Origin of the sequence: Chryseobacterium sp. IHB B 17019 (assembly GCF_001456155.1) — a bacterium.
Classification (GTDB): Bacteria; Bacteroidota; Bacteroidia; order Flavobacteriales; family Weeksellaceae; genus Chryseobacterium.
Map to the genome: position 1 here is coordinate 3,056,741 of NZ_CP013293.1, position 19,796 is coordinate 3,076,536.

General features: G+C 35.8%; 12 protein-coding genes. 4 read left to right on the plus strand and 8 right to left on the minus strand.

The window, feature by feature from the left end; all coding sequences use genetic code 11:
- Positions 1 to 67: 67 nt before the first annotated feature.
- The 6 genes from sprA to ATE47_RS14105 form a co-directional block, all read right to left on the minus strand.
- The gene (sprA, locus tag ATE47_RS14080) at positions 68 to 7,096 is read right to left on the minus strand and encodes a T9SS outer membrane translocon Sov/SprA (protein WP_062162549.1); all 7,029 of its coding nucleotides are present in this window, start codon (positions 7,094 to 7,096) and stop codon (positions 68 to 70) included.
- 54 nt (positions 7,097 to 7,150) lie between these two features.
- Positions 7,151 to 7,735 carry a Holliday junction branch migration protein RuvA gene (ruvA, locus tag ATE47_RS14085; RefSeq protein WP_062162550.1) on the minus strand — a complete coding sequence of 195 codons (585 nt, stop codon included), beginning with the start codon at positions 7,733 to 7,735 and terminating at the stop codon, positions 7,151 to 7,153.
- Positions 7,736 to 7,917: 182 nt separating this feature from the next.
- Positions 7,918 to 8,562, minus strand: a complete 645-nt coding sequence (locus tag ATE47_RS14090) for an HAD family hydrolase (RefSeq protein ID WP_062162551.1) — start codon at positions 8,560 to 8,562, stop codon at positions 7,918 to 7,920.
- 26 nt (positions 8,563 to 8,588) lie between these two features.
- Positions 8,589 to 10,883 (minus strand): NADP-dependent malic enzyme, encoded by a 2,295-nt coding sequence (locus ATE47_RS14095; RefSeq protein ID WP_062162552.1) that lies wholly within the window; start codon positions 10,881 to 10,883, stop codon positions 8,589 to 8,591.
- Between the two features lie 17 nt (positions 10,884 to 10,900).
- Entirely contained in the window at positions 10,901 to 11,752 is an 852-nt protein-coding gene (locus ATE47_RS14100) for an ATPase (protein WP_062162553.1), read from the minus strand.
- A gap of 84 nt (positions 11,753 to 11,836) precedes the next feature.
- On the minus strand, positions 11,837 to 12,100 hold the full coding sequence (locus ATE47_RS14105; protein WP_062162554.1) for a hypothetical protein: 264 nt from the start codon (positions 12,098 to 12,100) through the stop codon (positions 11,837 to 11,839).
- Positions 12,101 to 12,331: 231 nt separating this feature from the next.
- Here ATE47_RS14105 and ATE47_RS14110 point away from each other — a divergent pair, with 231 nt between their 5' ends.
- From ATE47_RS14110 to ATE47_RS14125, 4 genes are all read left to right on the plus strand, one after another.
- Positions 12,332 to 12,790 carry a GtrA family protein gene (locus ATE47_RS14110; protein WP_062162555.1) on the plus strand — a complete coding sequence of 153 codons (459 nt, stop codon included), beginning with the start codon at positions 12,332 to 12,334 and terminating at the stop codon, positions 12,788 to 12,790.
- 3 nt (positions 12,791 to 12,793) lie between these two features.
- A complete protein-coding gene (locus tag ATE47_RS14115; RefSeq protein ID WP_082632611.1) occupies positions 12,794 to 13,522 on the plus strand; it encodes a lysophospholipid acyltransferase family protein in 729 nt (242 codons plus the stop codon).
- A gap of 43 nt (positions 13,523 to 13,565) precedes the next feature.
- Positions 13,566 to 15,326 (plus strand): MFS transporter, encoded by a 1,761-nt coding sequence (locus ATE47_RS19395; protein WP_062162556.1) that lies wholly within the window; start codon positions 13,566 to 13,568, stop codon positions 15,324 to 15,326.
- 85 nt (positions 15,327 to 15,411) lie between these two features.
- Complete coding sequence (locus ATE47_RS14125) at positions 15,412 to 16,377, plus strand: DUF3810 domain-containing protein (protein WP_082632612.1); 966 nt, start codon at positions 15,412 to 15,414, stop codon at positions 16,375 to 16,377.
- 389 nt (positions 16,378 to 16,766) lie between these two features.
- On the opposite strand, the gene ATE47_RS14130 is transcribed toward ATE47_RS14125, so the two are convergent.
- Both ATE47_RS14130 and ATE47_RS14135 read right to left on the minus strand, forming a co-directional pair.
- Positions 16,767 to 17,609, minus strand: a complete 843-nt coding sequence (locus tag ATE47_RS14130; RefSeq protein WP_062162557.1) for a thiopeptide-type bacteriocin biosynthesis protein — start codon at positions 17,607 to 17,609, stop codon at positions 16,767 to 16,769.
- Between the two features lie 3 nt (positions 17,610 to 17,612).
- Positions 17,613 to 19,796 (minus strand): lantibiotic dehydratase family protein, encoded by a 2,184-nt coding sequence (locus ATE47_RS14135; RefSeq protein ID WP_062162558.1) that lies wholly within the window; start codon positions 19,794 to 19,796, stop codon positions 17,613 to 17,615.

The window sequence follows — 19,796 nt, forward strand, 5'->3', positions numbered from 1 at the left end:
GTTCAAATATCGGATATAAAAAATGTCCTCCAAAGTTGAAGGACATTAAAATTTGTTTTAGTTCTAATTAGAAGCCACCACCCGAGTCTCCGAATGTAAACGTCGCAGAAATACCTGCTCTGATCGTTGACAGTGGGAACGCCGTTGAGATCTTATATTTAGAAGTCATCTGTTCGTAGAATACTCTTAGATTTAGGTTTTCTGAAACGTTGTAGTCTGCAGAAACTTTAATATTCATTAGTTTCTGACCTCCTGTGATCTGAGAGTCATCCAATAAGATGTTGGTAATGCTTGTTTTACTGTCTCTTAATGAGAAGTCTCCTCTGATGTTCAGGTCGCTTCCTTTGCCTTTCCCTTTTCCTCTAATATTATTGGTACCTAATCTGAAATTTCTGATGATATACCCTACTCTTACTACATATTCGCTATTTGAATCTTCCGTTAAAGTATGGTTTACCAATCCTAACAATAAGGTTCTTAATCTGTTGTATTGGATACCGAACTGCATATTATTTCTCATCGTAACATCTACCCCGATAAGTGGTGAGAAGTTCTCCACATAACCCACCTGAGCGAAGGTAAACGGATTAATATAGTCATCGTTAATATCTCTTTGGGTAGCATCGTATGCATTAAGACTGTTAAAATAATCAATACTCGACTGAATACCCGTCGCTGTATAGGTCGCCTGATAAGAATGCAGGATATCAAATTTCGAGAACTGACCGTTGATAATCGGGACGTTTCTTAGTCCTGAATAAGTAATCTTCCAGTTTGGAATCGGCAGTCCTGCTTTTTTCGGGTTGGTCATCTCTTTTGGAGACTTACCTTCTACTGCTGCACGGAATGCAGGAATTAAAATATAAGCATTTGAAATTCCGTAGCCATCCTTAAATCCGTTTGATTCTATCTGTCCCGGCATTTGTAGTGATAGAGCCCTTGCATTTTCCCTTATTGCCTGATAAATCGCGGCTCCATCTTTGAAGGCGGTTTTCAGAAGTATGACAGAGTTTGAATAGGTTACCATATCATTTGCAAATGTAAAGTTTGGATTTGCAATTCCTGTATTCTGATCTCTATAGTTAAACCCGGTATGGGTAAAATTCCTGTTATAGTTGTGCAATGCACTGATATCAATTCTGAGATCGTTCATCGGCATTATCTGTAAATTGGCCCGCAATTCCCTTGTCGACATCCGGACGTAAGGATCTGTCATGAATTCCGAATCACTTACCCATCCGTTTTCCATTACCGTTCTTCTGATATCCGCCTGTGATCCAAGCAAAAATCCGATGGTAGGTCCTCCCAGAGTCTGTCCGTAACCGTACCAGTTAGGTGCAGATAATAATCCCGGAAGAACGGTACCGTTGTTTTCAGAATAATTAATATCCAACTGCTTGAACGATGTTAATAAATAGGCCATGCTCTGAAGCGGAGTCAGTCTGTTTTTAAACTTATATTTTTTATAAGCGTATCTCTTTTTCTCCCAAGCCTGCGTATAAACGTTATTTAATGAATCAATTTCCTGCTTACGTTTTTGAAGTTTGGTTGAAATATCTTTAAAATATTTAAACTGACCGAAGAATTTCGTGAAGTCTGCTGAACCTGTAGCCTGAATCACATTGGTGTTCTGACCAATTGATCCTAAACTACCGTCCGGACTTGAAAGCAACACTGTAGATCTTGAGTTCCAGTTATACGTAAAGCCATACCCTACTTCTGCATCAATAAAATCTAAATACGGAAGGTACTGGAATGGTAATTTGTAATTCAGCTGAACTCTGTGGTTATACAAAACAGGTCTTCCGGCTCTGAAAACATCTCCGAAGATCGATTTGTTATCCATTGAATTTACATCCACATTATCATTCAGGGTTCTTGTTGCAGAGTTAATTTCAAGCTTTAACGATTTTGTAAAATTAAATCCTAAACCATACTGCCATCCGAAATAGAAGTTTCTGTTTTTGATAGCCGCAAAATCATCATTGTAATTTCCGCTTAAAATAGCATCAATATTTCTAAATTCTAATTCGTTGTAGTTTCTGTCAACTTCTGTTCTGAAAGAGAATCTTGTCGGAACCGGATTGAAGTTGAATTCTTTCACCCATTTCAAATATTTTGCAGACTTTGCCGTATCGCTGATCATTTTGTTGAATGGCTTGATCACCCACGGTTTGAAAGTATAATTGTAATCAATATATCCTCTCAGATATTGTCTGTAATTTCTCTTTGTGTAAATATCTCTATAGAAATCATCATTGTAAACCGCAGTCACGGAAAGGTTTTCCACATCATAGAATTTAGGCTTTCTATTCTGGTTCATTCTTTCCTTGTGCATATTTACCACTCCGATACTTCTTTGCTGAGTGTAGGTTCTTGCTACCTTTTTCAGCTGCTCTTTATTCGGAGCCTGGTTGAATTCCACATCGGTATCCAAAGGATTGTATTTCGGATCTTCGATAGTCTGGGAATAAGAATAGTTTAATGGGATTTTAACACCACTCTTTTCCGGTAAGAATTTATCAACATTAACTGCTGTATTGATACTGAAAGCAGATTGTGTCGACTGGTTTCTTTCCGCCGGTTTAGAATCAATATTCCCGAATCCAACTGAAGTATACGATGCACTTGTATTCACGGTTGCAAAATCTCCAAGATTGAAGTTCAAGCTTGCATTTCCTGCATAACCTCCGTCGTTTTCGATTTCAGAAAGACGGATTTCGTTTACCCAAAGAATCCTGTCTATGGAAACAGCTCCTCTGTTACCTGCATTTCTAATCCCCAGCATAATTGTAGTAATATTTCCTAAACTTGGACGACCTTTAATATAAAGTTTTTTAAAGTTTACATCTCCCCCAAATTCACTATCCTGAATTCTTTTTGTAATATCATTCGGGAAGTTTTTATCTCTTCTGATTTTAGCATCAACAAAACTTTGGATATCAAGATCAACTTCATTTTCCATTGGCCAGATTTCCATTGGTGCCGTTGCGTTGGTTGAAGTTAATTTCAAAGAAGCTTCATATTCATAATAGTTGTCCGTAGCATCACTACCAATACGAATGAAAAACTTAGTTTTCTCATCCATTAATCCAACATTTGGATCTCTGTTAATAGGATCGTGAGCGTGTACAAAAACCTTAAGCTTCTTGTATCTTCTCATATCAAGAGTGGTGTTTTTAAACACTCCTTTTGCTTCTGTAGCCAATAAATCATTAGCTTTTAAATATAATGAGGCTTCGTTTTGTCTCTGTGCACCTGCATTTCCGCTCAAAATCTGTCTGTCGATTCCCGGAGGCAATACATAAGGAGGCTGGTTTAAAGCGTTTTCTTCGATATTCACACTTCCTACCTCAAGATTTTGAAGAGTTGTATCAACAAGTGACCCTTCATCTGTTGCGGGATCATTAGTTTTTGCAATATTCTTAGGATATTTTCTCCAGTCTGATCTTACAAGGTCCATTGTTCCGAATCTCAATGTTGAAGTCTGGTCGAAACCTTTTAATAATAACCTTGCAAATCTTACATTATTTAAAACTGAAGGATCTGCATCCCCCGCAGTATTTACATATTGTGAAACCGGAATTCTGAATAAATACCATTTTACCGGAGCAGTCTGTCCATTCTGGAATTGTGCCTGAACAGTTTTAACATCTACGATATTATTTGTTCCTAAAGCTAAGCTTGGCTGGGCCAGATCTACTTCATATTGGTTATAGCTCTCACTTTGATCTAAGTTGTAATCTTTATTAATATCTTCCGCATCCGGAGTCTGGGAAGCCACCTCCAAAGAATTACTCTGAGAGTTTCCTTCCGGATTTCTGAAGTATTTGTATCTCTGGATTACAGATGAAGCCTGATTTCCTGTAAACTTATCTGATAAGTAGAATACGAAATCATCCACTGCAGGGTCATTTACTCCTGTTACTGGATTTACAAAAGTATTTCCAAATAATGCAGCTTCCTGGTCAGAGCTTAATCCATCATACCCGGCATCCTGCGCTACTCTGTCTGCTCCTTCACTTGAGAAAGCATATAAAATCGGTGGTTGTTTTGGCTGAGTTCCCCAGTTTGAATTTGTAGTTGTAGAACCTGCTCCAGGACTTGGTAAACCATTTTCATACTGCATTTGTCCATCTTTCAGGATATCTTCAGAAACGTTACCTAATTGCAATAATAGCTTTGGAGCGGTTCCTAAAGTATTTCCATCTGCATACGGATCCATCATCCAGAACTCAACATATTCAATATTTGAATTTACAAAGTTTGAAACTGTAATCGGTCTCATGATACCCGCCCATCTTTGTGATGTACTTTCAGGGGTAGAATTTACGTTGTAAGGTCCTTTTTCGGTAGGATAATATGAAATATCGAATGTATTCGTGTACGTCTGTTCACCTGCTACAAAATCCCTGTTGTTGAAGATTTCAGAGAATTGAACTCTTCTTGAAGCGTGGTTTGAAACCGACTGTGGCGTAATTCCCGTCGGAGCTTTACCTCCAACTCCCCAGAATCTCGGGTCAATGTTGTACCATGACAGCAAACCTCTTCCGTAGCCTTCCGTAATATCATTATTTTTACCTGCTCCTGTGAAAAGGGGATCAGTTTGATTTTTTTCAGGTTTTGAAGCTAAGCTCCAGGCTGTTGGTTCTTTTAATGAAATTTTAGAAGTTGTCTGTTCAAAATCGTCGATATAAGACTGATCGTTGATTCCTTTATTTAATCCAGGAAGCAAATATGCCGCTTCCATTTTGAAATTCAAATTGGATGGAGCTTCTGTATTTACTAATGGGATTTTGTCTGTTAATCTCGTCAGGAAAGGAAGCTGATTGTTGTACATCAAGTTGATGCCCGCCATTGTGTTGTTCACTGCTTCCTGGCCATAGCTTACTTTTTGGGTAAGCGGCGATTCGGAATAGTTGACAACCGTAGCTCCTAAGATAAAGTTTTCATTAAATCTTCTTTCTAAGTTTAATCCTAAGAATCTTTTTCTCTGCGTATTAAATGTCAATTGATTTTCTAATGAAATATTGATTGCCTGTCCGGATTGTTTTACCTGCTCATTAATGATCGTAACTGTTCCGAGCATATAATCTACGGTATAATCAATGCCTTCCGTCAACTGAACTCCATTGGCGGAAACTTTTACAGAACCCTGAGGAACATTCACTGCTCCTAAAGAAATCCCCTGTCCCTGAGTTCCTTTGTAACGCCCTTCAATGGTATATCTTTGGGCAAGGTTACTCGATGTAGCAACCTGTTTCTGCTGACTATAAAGATCCGAGAAAACAAATTGTGGATCATTACTTCCTATCACGCCCTGAATATAGTTACCGAAAGGCTGAACTTTTGTGAAGATTACTCTTCCCGTTTCCGGCCTTACCGTAATTCCGTTGACAAAGTCAAAAATACCGTCACCCGTTGAGCCTCCGTTATTTTGTAAATCACCGTTTACATTCAATCTATCCCAGTTTAATAATTTGATTAAAGGCTGGCTTCGAATGATTGGATCACTTACAGGTAAGTAATTTACTTTACCTCCAGACTGTGGATCTCTGTACAATACATTCAGGATAAATCCGTCCTGATTTACCTGTCCCGCATCCAAAGAATAGATGTTTTTCATCATCAAGTTCCACATTGGGGATGTAGTTTTTACCGTTGTATTCGGTTTCAAAAGTTTAGTAACCAAAACAGTACTTTCTTCAGAGAACTCCCCTACTTTATATACCTGATTACTTCCATTCACAGTATAGGAGAATGATACCGCCAAAAGCTGATTATCATTTAATTTTTGATTTAATGAAATGTAACCTAACTGAGGCTGTAATGTATATTCGTTTTGATTTAATCTTCTTGCTTTTTTGTTAAAAATAAATTGCTCCCCATCCACATAAGGCTCCGTTCCTCCGGTAGCGACAGGAAGATTATTTCCTTTAATGGCGTTATAAGCTGTACCTGCGTCTCTTACTCCCGGTAACGCGCTGATTGTAGAATACAGATTGAAACCTGTCTGGTCATTGTTCGGAAGACCGCCTCCATCACCTAAATCCCTGATCCCGACGATACTTTTCTGATATTGTAAGTTGCTATTCCCTTGATCTAACACCCAAACCTCCATTCTTGTGATGCTTATCTTTGAATTGATCTGAGGATAATTTAACAATGAATTATCATAACTATTTAAGAAATAATGCCCTAAAAAATAGTGCTGATTATCTTCATAATCAATCGCATTAAGCTTAAATGTGTTCATGACACCACCACCCTGGACCGTAATATTCCTGGCTTCACCCTGCTGTTGGGAAAGCACGACGGTTCCGTATGTTTTTCCAAGCTGGAATTCCGTTTTGACCCCGAATAACGATTGAGAGCCACGTATCAAACTGGTTGACAGTGGCATATTTACGTTACCGAATTCTACTCTTTTAATAATTTTATCTTCGCCTCCCGCACTTGGTTTATCAACATTATCCAAACCCGTTTGCTGAAGGTCTTTCCAGCTGCCTTTTGCCTGCCATACCAAATTCATCCGGTTTTCAAAGGCAAAACCGCTTTGGGTGTCATAGTTGGCTTTCAACTGCAGGTTTTCACCCACTTTTCCAATTAACCCAAGCTGAATTCTCTGGTCTATATCAAAGGTAAAACTTGTTCTGTTTTGAGGTAAAATTAATGGATTATCAATTTTCTGATAGAGTCCTCCGAAGTCGAAAGAGGCATATCCGGAAGGGATAATTTCAATTTTGTTGCTCCCAAAAATGGTTTCAAAAAGCCTGTTGTTAATTGTCAGAGAAGGAATCAATCCTTTTCTCGCCGCATCAGATTTATCTTTCCTGAACATCAAGCTATATCGGTCTGATTTTTCTTTGTAGTAAGCCTTTGTCTGCGCCGACATCATGAACTCCTTGTAATCTTCCGGAGACATCGCCGTGGGCTGTCCTGTAATGGTATTCCCGACTTTTGGGTACACGAAATACATTCCGGTTTTTATATCATAGTAAGCCTCATACTGCGTAGGATCTGCCAACTGATAATCTTTCTTGATAATTGCCGTGTCGCGTACCGGTCTCTGCTGCGCAAAGACACTGACTGACATAAAGAACGACAGGAACAAAAATATATTGAGATACTTATTATTTTCCACCAAATGTTAAATGTTTTTTAAAATTTGTTTTACCAACTCTTCTATTGAAATGTCAGGATTTTGTTTTATTATTCTATCTGCAAGCTTCTCGCTCATTCGTTTGGGAATGCCTAAAACTTCTAATGCAGATAACGCTTCTTCCTTTATTTTATTATTTACAAATGTAGAAATATTTTCTTCCGGATTACTGAATTTCTGGACTTTATCTTTAAGGTCAACAATAATCCTTTCCGCGGTTTTTGCACCGATTCCTTTGGCCTTTTGGATCAATACACTGTTCTTTGAAAGTATCGCAGAAGCAATCTCATCGAGGCTTAAAGTTGATAATAAAATAAGGGCTGAAACAGCTCCAACACCATTAACGCTTATTAACAGATTGAACATTTCTTTTTCAGAACGAGTGTTAAAACCAAAAAGTAAATGTGCGTCTTCTCTAATGATCTGCTGAACAAAAAGAAAGGTTTCCTTATTGATGGTAAGAGTTTGTGAAGTCATCAAACTTATACCTACATAGTAACCAACTCCTTGTACGTTGATCACTGCGTAGGTAGGCGTAAGTTCCTGAACGATGCCTTGTAGTGAAAATATCATTATTAATTTTTAAAACTCCCAAATATAGCAAATTAAACTAATTAATGTTTTCATTTCACGCCCGAATGATTTTTAACTTAATTTTTATCTATCATTTTAATAATTTGATGTAAAAGCAAAAGACTCCAAAATCGGAGTCTTTAAAATATTTATGTTTTGAAATTATTTGATTAAAAATATTTTCAAGCAATTTCTATCTCAGAATAATCATTAATTACATGAAAACATCCGTTGTCCATCATCTCTTCTTTGGAATGTGTTGTGGCAATTCCCACTACTTTCAAGCCTGCATTTTTTGCCGCTTTTATTCCGCCAACCGAGTCTTCTACAGCTACCGCTTCCTTACCGTCAACGTTCAGTTTTTCAAGTGTTTTCAGGAATATTTCAGGGTGCGGCTTACCTTTGGTAACTTCTATTCCACCTGTAATTTCATGAAAATAGTTTCTGATATTCAAACTATTTAAGATAAAATCAATACTGGAAGGAATTCCCATCGTTGCAAGACCAGTCTTAATATTCTTTTGAGCTAATTTCTGAAGAAACGGTGTTAATCCATTTACCTCTCTGATATGTTTCTGATATAGATTCTGATACGTTTCTTCCTTTTTTAACCCTAATTCCTGAACGCGGCCACCGGATAAACCTTCTCCAAAAAAACGAATAATCATTTCGTCCATTGTTCCATGATTCTGGGCTGCAAAATTATCAGGTTCCATGTCAATTCCATGTTCTTTCAGGAAAATAAGCCAGGATTCTTCGTGATAACGGATGTTGTCTACGAGAGTTCCGTCCATATCAAAAATTATTGCTTTTTCATTAAATCTCATTTTTTCAAAATTTGTGTGTTTTATATTTATTTTTTGTCTTTTTTCTCTCTTCTTTGAGCATCAAGAACAGCAATTGTAGCAAGGTTAACGATCTCATCAACACTTGACCTCATCTGTAAAACATGCACCGGCTGCTTCAATCCCATCAAAATCGGCCCGATAACCTGGGCTACTTTCATCCCTCTGATAATTTTGTATGATAAATTCGCACTTTCTAGATTCGGGAAGATGAATGTATTGGCTGGGGTTGTTTCTAATTTTGAGAAAGGATAATCGCTCAAATGATCTGCATTCATCGCAAAATCCGGCTGGATTTCTCCGTCTACAACCATTTTAGGATATTTTTCATGGAGAATGCTTACCGCTTTTGCTACTTTTTTCGAAGTATCAGAAATTGCGGCAAAATTTTCAAATCCAAGCATGGCAATTCTCGGCTCAATAGCGAAAGATTTTACAGTAAATTCTGCCATTTTAGCAATATTTACCAAATCTTCAGCCGTAGGATTCTGATTAACCGAGGTATCAGCGAAGAAAATCGGCTTCTTTTCAGATAAAATCATCATCATCGCCGCTACTTTATCAACACCTTTATCTTTTTCAATAACTTCTAAAACAGGTCTTAAAACAGAAACATAATTTTTAGAGAAACCAACGATCAATCCGTCTGTATCACCGTGTCTCAACATCAAAGGCCCGAAATAATCTCTCTGACGAACGTATCTTTTTGCCTTATACTCATTCATACCTTTTCTCTGACGAAGCTTCCAAAGGGTTTCACGGTATTTTTTTCTGTTTTCCTTCTGATCATCATCGCTTGGATCGATAATCGGCACATCAAGATTGATCCCGAAACGCTCCATTTGTTCTTTAATGTATTTTTTATCTCCTAAAAGACTCGGATACGCAATTCCTTCTTCATATAAAATCTGGGCAGCTTTTAATACATTATATTCTTCGGCATTTCCTAAAGTGATTCTTTTCGGGTTTGATTTTGCACGGCTCTGCATCATTCTTACCAGCTTCTCATCTCTTCCCATTCTGTCGAGAAGGCTGCTTTCATATTCTTCGAAATCGGCAATCGTTTTTCTTGCAACACCACTTTCAATGGCAGCTTTTGCAACTGCACTCGAAACTTTAGTAATCAACCTGTTATCAAATGGTTTCGGAATAAAATACTCTCTTCCGAACTGCAAATTCTGGACATTATAAGCCAGAATTACCGCTTCCGGAACAGGTTCTTTCGCCAGATCTGCAATTGCATGAACGGCTGCCAGTTTCATTTCTTCATTAATACCTCTCGCCTGAACATCCAATGCACCACGGAAAATGTAAGGAAAACCTAAAACATTGTTAACCTGATTAGGATAATCACTTCTTCCCGTCGCCATGATTACATCTTTTCTGGTTTCAAAGGCTAAATCGTAAGCGATTTCCGGGTCCGGGTTTGCCAGTGCAAAAACGATTGGATTTTCGCTCATGCTCAATAACATTTCGGGAGTCATGACGTTTCCTTTTGATAATCCGATGAAAACATCCGAACCTTTTACGGCATCTTCCAATGTTTCAATATCAGTTTGAGCGATGAAATCTATTTTTTCCGGGGTAAGATTTTCTCTTTTATGATTGATAACTCCTTTACTGTCGCACATTAACACATTTTCTCTTTTTAAACCAAGAGAAATATACAGGTTGGTACAAGCAATTGCTGCTGCTCCTGCCCCGTTTACAACCATTTTTACCTCATCGATCTTCTTGTTTGCAATCTGCAAAGAATTGATCAAAGCGGCTGCTGAAATAATTGCCGTACCATGCTGATCATCATGCATCAAAGGAATATCCAGCTCTTCCTTTAATCTTTGCTCGATATAAAATGCTTCCGGAGCTTTGATATCTTCAAGATTAATTCCTCCAAAAGTGGGAGCAATACCTTTTACAATATCAATAAATTTATCTGGATCTTTTTCGTTGATTTCAATATCAAAAACGTTGATATCCGCAAAAATTTTGAACAAAAGACCTTTCCCTTCCATTACCGGCTTTGAAGCCTCAGCACCAATGTCTCCTAATCCCAGAACCGCTGTACCATTAGAAATAACAGCTACGAGATTTCCTTTTCCCGTGTAATCATATACTGTTTCCGGTTTTTCGTGGATTTCCATACAAGGAACTGCAACCCCGGGCGAATACGCCAATGACAAATCTCTCTGTGATGAGTGCGGTTTTGAAGGGATTACTTCAATTTTTCCTTTAGGTTCGGCTTTATGATAATCTAACGCGGCCTGATTAAAGTTCTTTTCGTCGCGGTGAGTTTTACTTGACATAAAATTTTGTTTTTTATTTATAGTATATATTTAATATGGTAATTGACTAAACTTTCGATAGGTTTTTGTACAATCTGTCCCACATTAAGATTGAGTTCCGCAGCTGCAGAACGTAAAATATCTTCGTAGTAATAAGCTATGGAACCAATAAAATTGATTTCCGCTTCTTTTGATTCTTCATAGGGAAGAACCTGATAGTCGAAAAAGTTTTTCATTTCCTCCATCACCATGGCTCGAAGGTAAGGATGGTTTTTTCTGTCTATCACAAATTTATTGAAATTCGCTAAATAAGCATTAGGTCTGGTCGTATGATACATATTTTTTAATGCATCATCAATTGTTAAGCTATAAATTTCCTGAAATTCCTGGCTGAGATCAGTAGGAAGCTTTTGCATAAAAAATCTACGCACCAATTGTTTTCCAATGGCGCTGCCACTGCCCTCATCTCCCATCAGGAAGCCAAGAGAAGGAAGTTTTATCTTTAAATTTTCTCCGTCGAAATAGCAAGAATTAGAGCCTGTCCCCATGATGCAGACGATTGCAGGTCTTCCCTGATAAGCTGCATATGCTGCCGCCAAAAGGTCTTCTCTTACGGTAATCTGTGCATCAGCAAATACTTTGCCTAATTCTTCAACAATAGTATCACAGTTTTTTTGAATACCACAACCGGAGCCGTAGAAATAAATCTTTTTGATAGAATTTTTAACAGATGTTAAGCTTGTATTCTTTTCAATTTCCGGAACAATGAGCTCTTTGTTGATAAAATTGGGATTGAAACCAATGGTTTCCGTTTTTAAAAATACTTTTTTGAATTCATCCAATATTACCCAATCCGACTTAGTAGACCCACTATCAACAATAGCAACCATATTTTAGATTTTAGTTTAAAGATGCTAAATTATGAATTTATCTTTAAACCATCTTTAAAAAGAGGGCCGAGCTGTCTAAAATCATTAGTCTTTTACCTCTGTTTTCTTTTCATTGAATTGTATTAGCCAATCTTCGATTTCGTCTTCAAGATATGAAGTCTGAAGGAGCATTGCATTAATAAAATCATCCGGTACAGATTCTCCGCTTGAGTTTTCAAGGCTCCAAAGCTCGTCGGACATATTTTCGTATTCTGAGTATACTCGTTTGAAACGGGAATTCTCTCTTTCAAGAGCCTCAATATTTTTTTGCTGAAGCTGGAATTTTCTGTATTTGTTTTGACGTTTCATACAAATATTATTATAAAATGGTTCTAAAATGTTTGATTGTACGTGTTTCAATCACGCATTACAAGATAGAAAAAACCATCAACAAGCAGTTGAAAATGAATTTATTATCAGGTGAAATTTACATCATTCAGAAAATTAAATTTAGAAATTATTTTGATGGTAAAAAAATTTTTAACAACTTTTTTTACTGTTTAACATATAGTTATAAATTTGCATGTCATATCATATTGAATGAGAGAAATACTAATACGCCAGAAACAAGTTTTGTTCTTCATCATTGCGGGAGGGCTCAGCGCTATTGTAGAAATAGGAAGCTTTAAGGTTTTCAGCACTTATCTTCCCCAGTTCCTTCCCAGAGAGATGAACTTCCACGGGATACACTACCCTCTGAGTAATATTTTCTCTACCTGCTGTGGGATTATTACAAATTATTTCCTGAGCATCTGGTTTGTCTTTGAAAGAGGAAAGCATTCTAAAAGGAGAGAGTTTGCTTATTTCATGATGGTTTCTTTCGTTTCGACCTTATTAAGCCTTGGTTTCTTCCAGGTTTTTTACAGCTTTATTTTTAAGGATAATATTGATTTGAGGGTTTATACGCTAAGCCCGGAAATGATCAGTAAAATCGCAGCTATTTTATTGGTTTCGATCCTCAATTATTCTGTAAAGAAAAAAGTAATTTTTAACGGATAAGCTGTGACAAAGATTCTAAATTACCTCTGGAGATTCTGGCTGCTGTTACTGGCTTTTGTTTTTACCGTATTATTCGGGATACCGGTCTATATTTTATCGTTCAGTAAAAAACATTATAAATATGCTTACCAGTTTATAAGATACTGGAGCTACTGCATGTTTTACGGAATGGGTTTAAGATATGAACTGACCCGGCTATCCGATCAAAAATTAGACAAAACCCAACAGTACGTTTTCATTTCCAACCATACGTCGATTATGGATATTATGATGATGTGCATTTTGTGCAGGGATCATCCCGTTTGTTTTGTCGGAAAAAAAGAACTGGTAAAAATCCCTATCTTTGGGACCATCTATAAAAGAATCTGTGTGATGGTAGACCGGGGAAGTGCAAGGAGCCGCGCCGATGTATACCGGAGATGCGCTGAAAAGATGGAGGAAGGAAACAGTATCGTCATTTTCCCTGAAGGAGGCGTACCTGATGATACTTCTATTATTTTAGACGAATTTAAAGATGGAGCTTTTACGCTCTCATCCAAACATAATTCCCCTCTTGTGATCTATACTTTTGCAGGATTAAAGGAAATTTTCCCGTTTGATAATTCAAAAGGGTATCCCGGGAAGGTAAAAGTTTACTTTAACGTAATTTTGGAACCTTCAGATTCTCCTAAAAATCTAAAAGCAGAGGCATTTGATAAAATAAAAAAAACCTTGCTGGAACACTATAATTAAAAGAAATAATAATATATTTGTTTTCAACAATTATCAATAATCTATGGATTCTAATCAACAGACCAAATGGTCACAATTCCTATCCTTAATAGTCGTTTTCTTTTTCTGGGGTTTTGTTGCCGCCAGTAATGATATATTAATTCCCGTTTTCAAAAAATGGTTTGTCCTTTCCCAGGTCCAGAGCCAGCTTGTAGCATGGGCGTTTTATGTAGCCTATTTTGTGGGATCGGTAATCTTCTTTATCATTTCTTTAAAAAGTGATATCCTTCAAAAATTCGGTTATAAGAAAACACTTGCTGTAGGTTTGGGGCTATCTGCTTTTGGCGCATTTTTGTTTGTTCCGGCAGCTTCGGCAGCCAGCTTTTGGTTTTTCTTATCAGCTTTATTCATTGTAGGTCTTGGTTTTTCTGTACAGCAGATCGTTGCCAATCCCCTTGCTATTAAAATGGGAAGTCCCCGAACGGGAGCTCACCGTCTTACTTTAGCCGGCGGAATTAACTCTCTTGGAACTACAATCGGGCCGATCCTTGTAGGAATTGCCCTTTTCGGGATGGGAGATAAAAATGAATCTAAAGCACCAGATCCCAATTTGTCTAAAATTGAAATTGTAAAAAATGAATTTACAGCTCATAAGGAAGAGCTTTCAAAAAATATTATTGCCCTGAAAAAAGACACTCAGGATGATCCGGTAAAAGTACAAGAAGTTGTTTCTACTATTGAAAAAAATATAGCAGACCTTGATACTCAGGTTGCACAAATCGATCAAAATCCGGCAAATGCAGAAGCACAAATTGATGCTTATGCCACAAAGCTGGGTGAAATAAAACAACGTTCAAGCAACATCAATTATCCTATAGAATTTGTAAAAGACAATCTTAAAATGGTGAAAGTTCCATTTATTGTTTTAGGAATTGCATTTATTTTGGTAGCTATTTTCATGTTGTTCTCAAAAATCGAAGATCCTGCGAAAGAGGAAGAGGCAGAACTTGAACAAGGTACACCGAAGTTCAGTATTTTCTCCTATCCTCAGCTTTATTTGGGGATGCTTGCCATTTTCCTGTATGTAGGTGTAGAAGTTTCTATCATCAGTAATCTTCCGGCTTTGCTTCATACGAAAGAGTTCGGAGGGGTTCTTGAGCATAATATCGCCCCGTTTGTATCTTTATACTGGGGAAGTTTGATGATCGGAAGATGGAACGGTAGTATCAATGTTTTCAATATTTCTAAGGCTAGTAATCTTATTCTGAAATTTGTAGTTCCTTTCATTGCATTCGGAATTATTATTGTTGCCAACGAATTAAGCGGTAAAGATGTTTCATCTTTCTATATTTATGCTTTATGGATTATAGCATTTATCATCATGAGCTTTATCGGAGGTAAAAATGCAGGTAAAACGCTAATGATTTTTGGTATTGCGGGAGTTGTGATGATGCTTTTAGGTCTGGTCTATCCTGATAAAGAAATTGCAAAATACTTCTTTATTTCAGGTGGTCTTTTCTGCTCTATCATGTGGCCTTCTATTTTCGACCTTGCTATTGCAGGGCTTGGAAAAAACACTGGAAAAGCATCTTCATTCCTTGTGATGATGATCTTGGGTGGAGGTATTATCCCGCTTATACAAGGTTGGCTTTGTGATTTCGACAAAACAAGTCCTGAGGGAATTATGGGAATTACATGGACACACTTCTCATATATCATCCCTATTATTTGTTTTATTTATCTTGCATTTTATGGATTTATTGCACCTGCGATATTAAAAAAACAAGGTGTAGAGGTTGAAGAATCAAAAGGTGGTGGTCATTAATATAAAAATAATATATAAGAAAAGATTTTGGGCGGGTTTATTACTTGCCCAATTTCTTTTGTTCTATATCTTCTCAAAATCAGGAATGATGATTTCTTTTTTTGAGCATTTCTTTGAAGCTCAGAAAGCCATTCATCAGACAATCTTCTCGTGGATTCCATTTTCATTTGGAGATGTGCTTTATGTTGTGCTTGGGATTATTATAGTTTATTTCATTGTTAAAAGCTTTAAAAAAACAAGCCGGAACAGCTCATTGTTACGATTACTCACCATAATCAATATCTTTTATTTTACGTACCAGGTATTTTGGGGAATGCTTTATTTCCAGGTTCCTCTTATCAAAAAATTAGCTACTCAAGATGAGCCGGACCTAGCCAAAGCAAAGGCCTTAAGCTTAAAGTATCTCGCCAAATGCAAAGAGACACGGAAAGCGGTAAAACAAGACCGGAACGGAGTTTTTATCATAACCGATCTGGAATCAATCCAACGAGAGATTCTTTTCCAACAATCGAAATTGCCACCATATATTTCTGATAAAAAAGCACCTCAAATCAATTCCTTTAAGCCAAGTATATTTAAAAATATCATGAATTTTACAGGGATTCTGGGCTATTACAACCCTTTTACTGCTGAAGCCCAATTTAATTCAGAACTGCCGAACACCTACATTCCCTTCACTTCTGCTCATGAAAGTTCTCATCAACTTGGTTTTGCCAGAGAGCAGGAAGCAAACTTTATAGGTTATTTAATTGGTATTAAATCACAAAATGCAGAATTAAGATACAGCACAGAATATTTTACTTTAAAAAGTTTATTAAATTTCATTGTGGAACAAGATCCAGAATTTGTACAAAACATGTTGAAAAACTACTCTCCAGAGATGAAAAGGGACAGAGCATACGAAAAAGCGTTCGTTTTAAGACATCGAGGTCTGCTGGATGATATATTTGGATTTACGAACAATCTCTTCCTAAAAAGCAATCAACAGGAAGGGTCAGTAACTTATTCTTATTTTATCGACCTGCTTTTAAACTATGAAGATATAAAATGAAAAGAATCGTATCAGGCGATACGATTCTAAAAACACAAATGATGAAAAAAAATTTATTACCTTGACTTGTTCCCTCATTCAAGGCGTTGTAAAATTACAATATATTTTAGAAATACAAAAACATTTCCCCTTTTTTTTAAAACTTTATGAAAACTTTAAGATTTTTTAAGTTCTGTTGAGTTTAGTCACCTTTAAAAGACTTATTGATTACTGATTAGATAACTATAAAAAAGTCATTTAAAATTTGATTTTAACATAAAAAATTCACCAGATTAAACATTTGTTTAATGATTAATTATTTTCATTTTATAAATTTTTAATTTATACTTTTTTGCTTTTAATTTTTTTGCCGAAACAAATTAAGGTTCTTTTTTTAGATAAACCAAAAATCAGGTGGCCTGATTCTGAAACTTTACAAATTTGTAATATCTAAATAAGTAATCATAAATGATCATTTCAAAAACCCTTTGATTTGAGATAAAGATTCTGTTGATATTCATGTGAAAAATACTTCCAAAGAAGTCTTGTAAAAACAGTTTATCAGATTTTGATTTACAATTTTCTATAATAGTCTCAACTTCATTGATATGAGAAGTAATTGTAGTCCGAAAATATTTATATTCCTCAGAGTTTAAAAAATCAGTGTACTTTAGTTTAAAATCCCTATACTTTTTATCCAGTTGAGAGTTTAATTCCTTACCCGCATTAAATTCTTTTTTAAAAGCGTTATTAGAATTTTCTATCCATTTTAATTTTTCATCTGCTGAAAGTCTCAATTTATCCAAAACTTTATCAATATAATATGCTGAAACAATGATTTTATCTTCATCATCAAAGTTGAGATATTCATGCACTACGAGATTACTATGCCAATAAAAGAGTATTTCTGCGTCCTCAATCATCTCTGTACCATACCTTTCAATTTCTCTTGTATAAGTACTCTGCATAAGATCAGAAATTTCCCCCGAAACAAAATATTTTTCCAAAGAATCCTTGATTTGTGAAAGAACAAGATTATAATGACGGGTATCTTTTAATTCAAATCTTATTCTCAGGTGAGGTTTTGGATCAGAGTAACGGATAAAAAACCATTTTTTGATATGTTTCCTTTCTAAAAGTCCACTGACTAAGGGCAAAATACTTTCGTATAAAATAATATCTGCCGTTTTTACTCCTGTGTAAATTTTAAAATAAATCCACTCTGTTCCGGGAATAAATTTTCTTTCAATCATTTGTTATGTAATTTTATACATTGGAAAAATAAATTCACGTTTAAAATCATCATTTTCATTGTATAAAAATTCTTCGATGATAATTGATCTTTCAGATTTGACTGAATCGATGAACATTTTTACCATATCAATGTTTTCCAGGTTTACTGTAAGTTTGTTATCCGATTTCACCCATTGGATCCAAGCAGGAATTTTTCTTTCATTTCTCCAATCTTTCAATTGAGATAAAAATTGTTTTTTATCTGAAATTAATTGTTCTAAAGCATAGATCTCTTTATCTATAATCCTCCACTGAGCTTTTGAAAGAATGATATTGTTGTATTCTACTCTTGGAAGAAATTGATAGATATCCTCCAGCCCTCCCCAATTGAACCACAATCCCGGCCTTGTATCCTGAGAGTGAAAGTCTGCCAAAAAATGGTAAACGGGCAAAGTACCTGAAAAATAATTGTGAGCATTTGTGAGGTAGGGTTTTACTTTTCTGTTTAATTTTTTTGAACGTAAAACAATCCTGTTGTTCTTTAAAGAAATGTATAAATCGTCAACAGATATTTGATTTTCCTTTGGTAAAACAGATTGCGCCAGATACGGAATTTCATATTTCCTCAAAGTAGGCCTCCGGATAACGTTTCCAATCCTGGCTTCGGGTAAGTGAATGATTTCTCCAAGAATATAATCCTGATTCAGCTCTTCTTCCTTTCGGGTAATCGTCTTTGTTAAGTTCTGCACCGTTGATTTTTCGGAACAAAACCGACCTAAGAAGCTTGCAGCACTACTTCCCGTACTACCATTTAAAAATAATTTTTCCTGATTACCTTCGGAAATAACTTCTGCCATAAAAGAAATAGTTTCGGGTAAATCATTCCATTTTTCTTCAAAATCTTTAAAGTCATCTTCCGATAAATTAATAACCGTTTTATTTTTCCATAAAGCCTGTTGCAATTTTTCATTAAGAATTTTATGGATAGCGGTAAGTTCAATAGTAAGGCTTTGATTCTTTCCTGAAATTGGTAATTTGATATCTTCCAAATAATGATGAACTCCTTTTGCCTGCACATTTTGCCTGTAACCAATCCCAACTTCTACATCAAGAACATAAGCTAAAGGCATTTCCTGAGTTTCGAACCTTTCATTAAAAACTTTTTTAAACTTTTCAAATTGAGAATCTTTTTGTAATAAAGAAATTTTATTTAAAAAGCTGATTCCTTCTTTCAGTTTGCGTTTCCAGCTTGTTGGTAATGTAAACACATTTTCACTGTAAAGATCGGTTTGAAAGAGAAACTTTTTCTCATAATCAATTTCAAATCCTTTAATTAAGTCTTCAATTTCGGAATAAATTGAAACTGAATTCCCAATTTGTTGGTCTATTTCTTTAAGCTTGGATATGGTTGAAAGTAAAGTTTTAACTTCTTTTTCGGCTTTAATTTTATTTAAAACCGAAATTATAGTTTCTAAAAAATCTATCCCTGAAACATTAGGCTCCATTTCACTTACTAAAACCTGATTTTCTATAAGTTCATCTAAAAATTCTTTGGCTTCATTTTCATTTATTTCTTCATTAATGAGAATTTTTACAATTTGTGTGATTGTTTTACCTTCTTCCGAAAACTCCAATACCCGCTGTAATTCATCTGTAAATGGAGCGGAAGAAATAAAGTAATTCCTTTTGCCACTGTTATATTCGTATTCAACATAGCGAATATTATCCCTAATCTGGTAAATACTGTTGTTAGGAAAAAACCGCAATTGATTCTTTAGTTTAGGTATTTTCTCAAAACTTTTAGCCAGACTTACCAAAAAGTGCATGTCTAATTTAGTATCTCTGATATTATTTAGATTATCATGAATGGCTTTTTCATTATCAAAATTTCCTAAATGAACAAATGAAAATAAGCCGAATGGAGTACAACGCGTACTTATTCGGCTATAATATTTTAGTATAGTATTTTTTAGTTTTTGATATTCTTTTAAAGAGAAACCTTTCCCTGAGAACCACTGCTGAATTTCTTCATGTAAATATGGAGATGCCAAATAAATAGCTTCCTGGAAAACCGGATTACTGCATATTTCTTTTAAATCATCATCCAAAATTTCTTCTCTGCCCAGCTTCTCCTGAAAGTCTTTGTACGAAAATAAAGGAGTACGGACAATGTATTCTTCAAAGAATTGATATGGGAATTGGGGCAT

What these genes read in the sequence shown, in the direction of transcription:
- sprA (WP_062162549.1), bottom strand. Translation starts at nt 7,096, where the DNA reads ATGTCAGTCAGTGTCTTTGCGCAGCAGAGACCGGTACGCGACACGGCA.
- ruvA (WP_062162550.1), bottom strand. Translation starts at nt 7,735, where the DNA reads ATGATATTTTCACTACAAGGCATCGTTCAGGAACTTACGCCTACCTAC.
- ATE47_RS14090 (WP_062162551.1), bottom strand. Translation starts at nt 8,562, where the DNA reads ATGAGATTTAATGAAAAAGCAATAATTTTTGATATGGACGGAACTCTC.
- ATE47_RS14095 (WP_062162552.1), bottom strand. Translation starts at nt 10,883, where the DNA reads ATGTCAAGTAAAACTCACCGCGACGAAAAGAACTTTAATCAGGCCGCG.
- ATE47_RS14100 (WP_062162553.1), bottom strand. Translation starts at nt 11,752, where the DNA reads ATGGTTGCTATTGTTGATAGTGGGTCTACTAAGTCGGATTGGGTAATA.
- ATE47_RS14105 (WP_062162554.1), bottom strand. Translation starts at nt 12,100, where the DNA reads ATGAAACGTCAAAACAAATACAGAAAATTCCAGCTTCAGCAAAAAAAT.
- ATE47_RS14110 (WP_062162555.1), top strand. Translation starts at nt 12,332, where the DNA reads ATGAGAGAAATACTAATACGCCAGAAACAAGTTTTGTTCTTCATCATT.
- ATE47_RS19395 (WP_062162556.1), top strand. Translation starts at nt 13,566, where the DNA reads ATGGATTCTAATCAACAGACCAAATGGTCACAATTCCTATCCTTAATA.
- ATE47_RS14125 (WP_082632612.1), top strand. Translation starts at nt 15,412, where the DNA reads ATGATGATTTCTTTTTTTGAGCATTTCTTTGAAGCTCAGAAAGCCATT.
- ATE47_RS14130 (WP_062162557.1), bottom strand. Translation starts at nt 17,609, where the DNA reads ATGATTGAAAGAAAATTTATTCCCGGAACAGAGTGGATTTATTTTAAA.
- ATE47_RS14135 (WP_062162558.1), bottom strand. Translation starts at nt 19,796, where the DNA reads ATGCCCCAATTCCCATATCAATTCTTTGAAGAATACATTGTCCGTACT.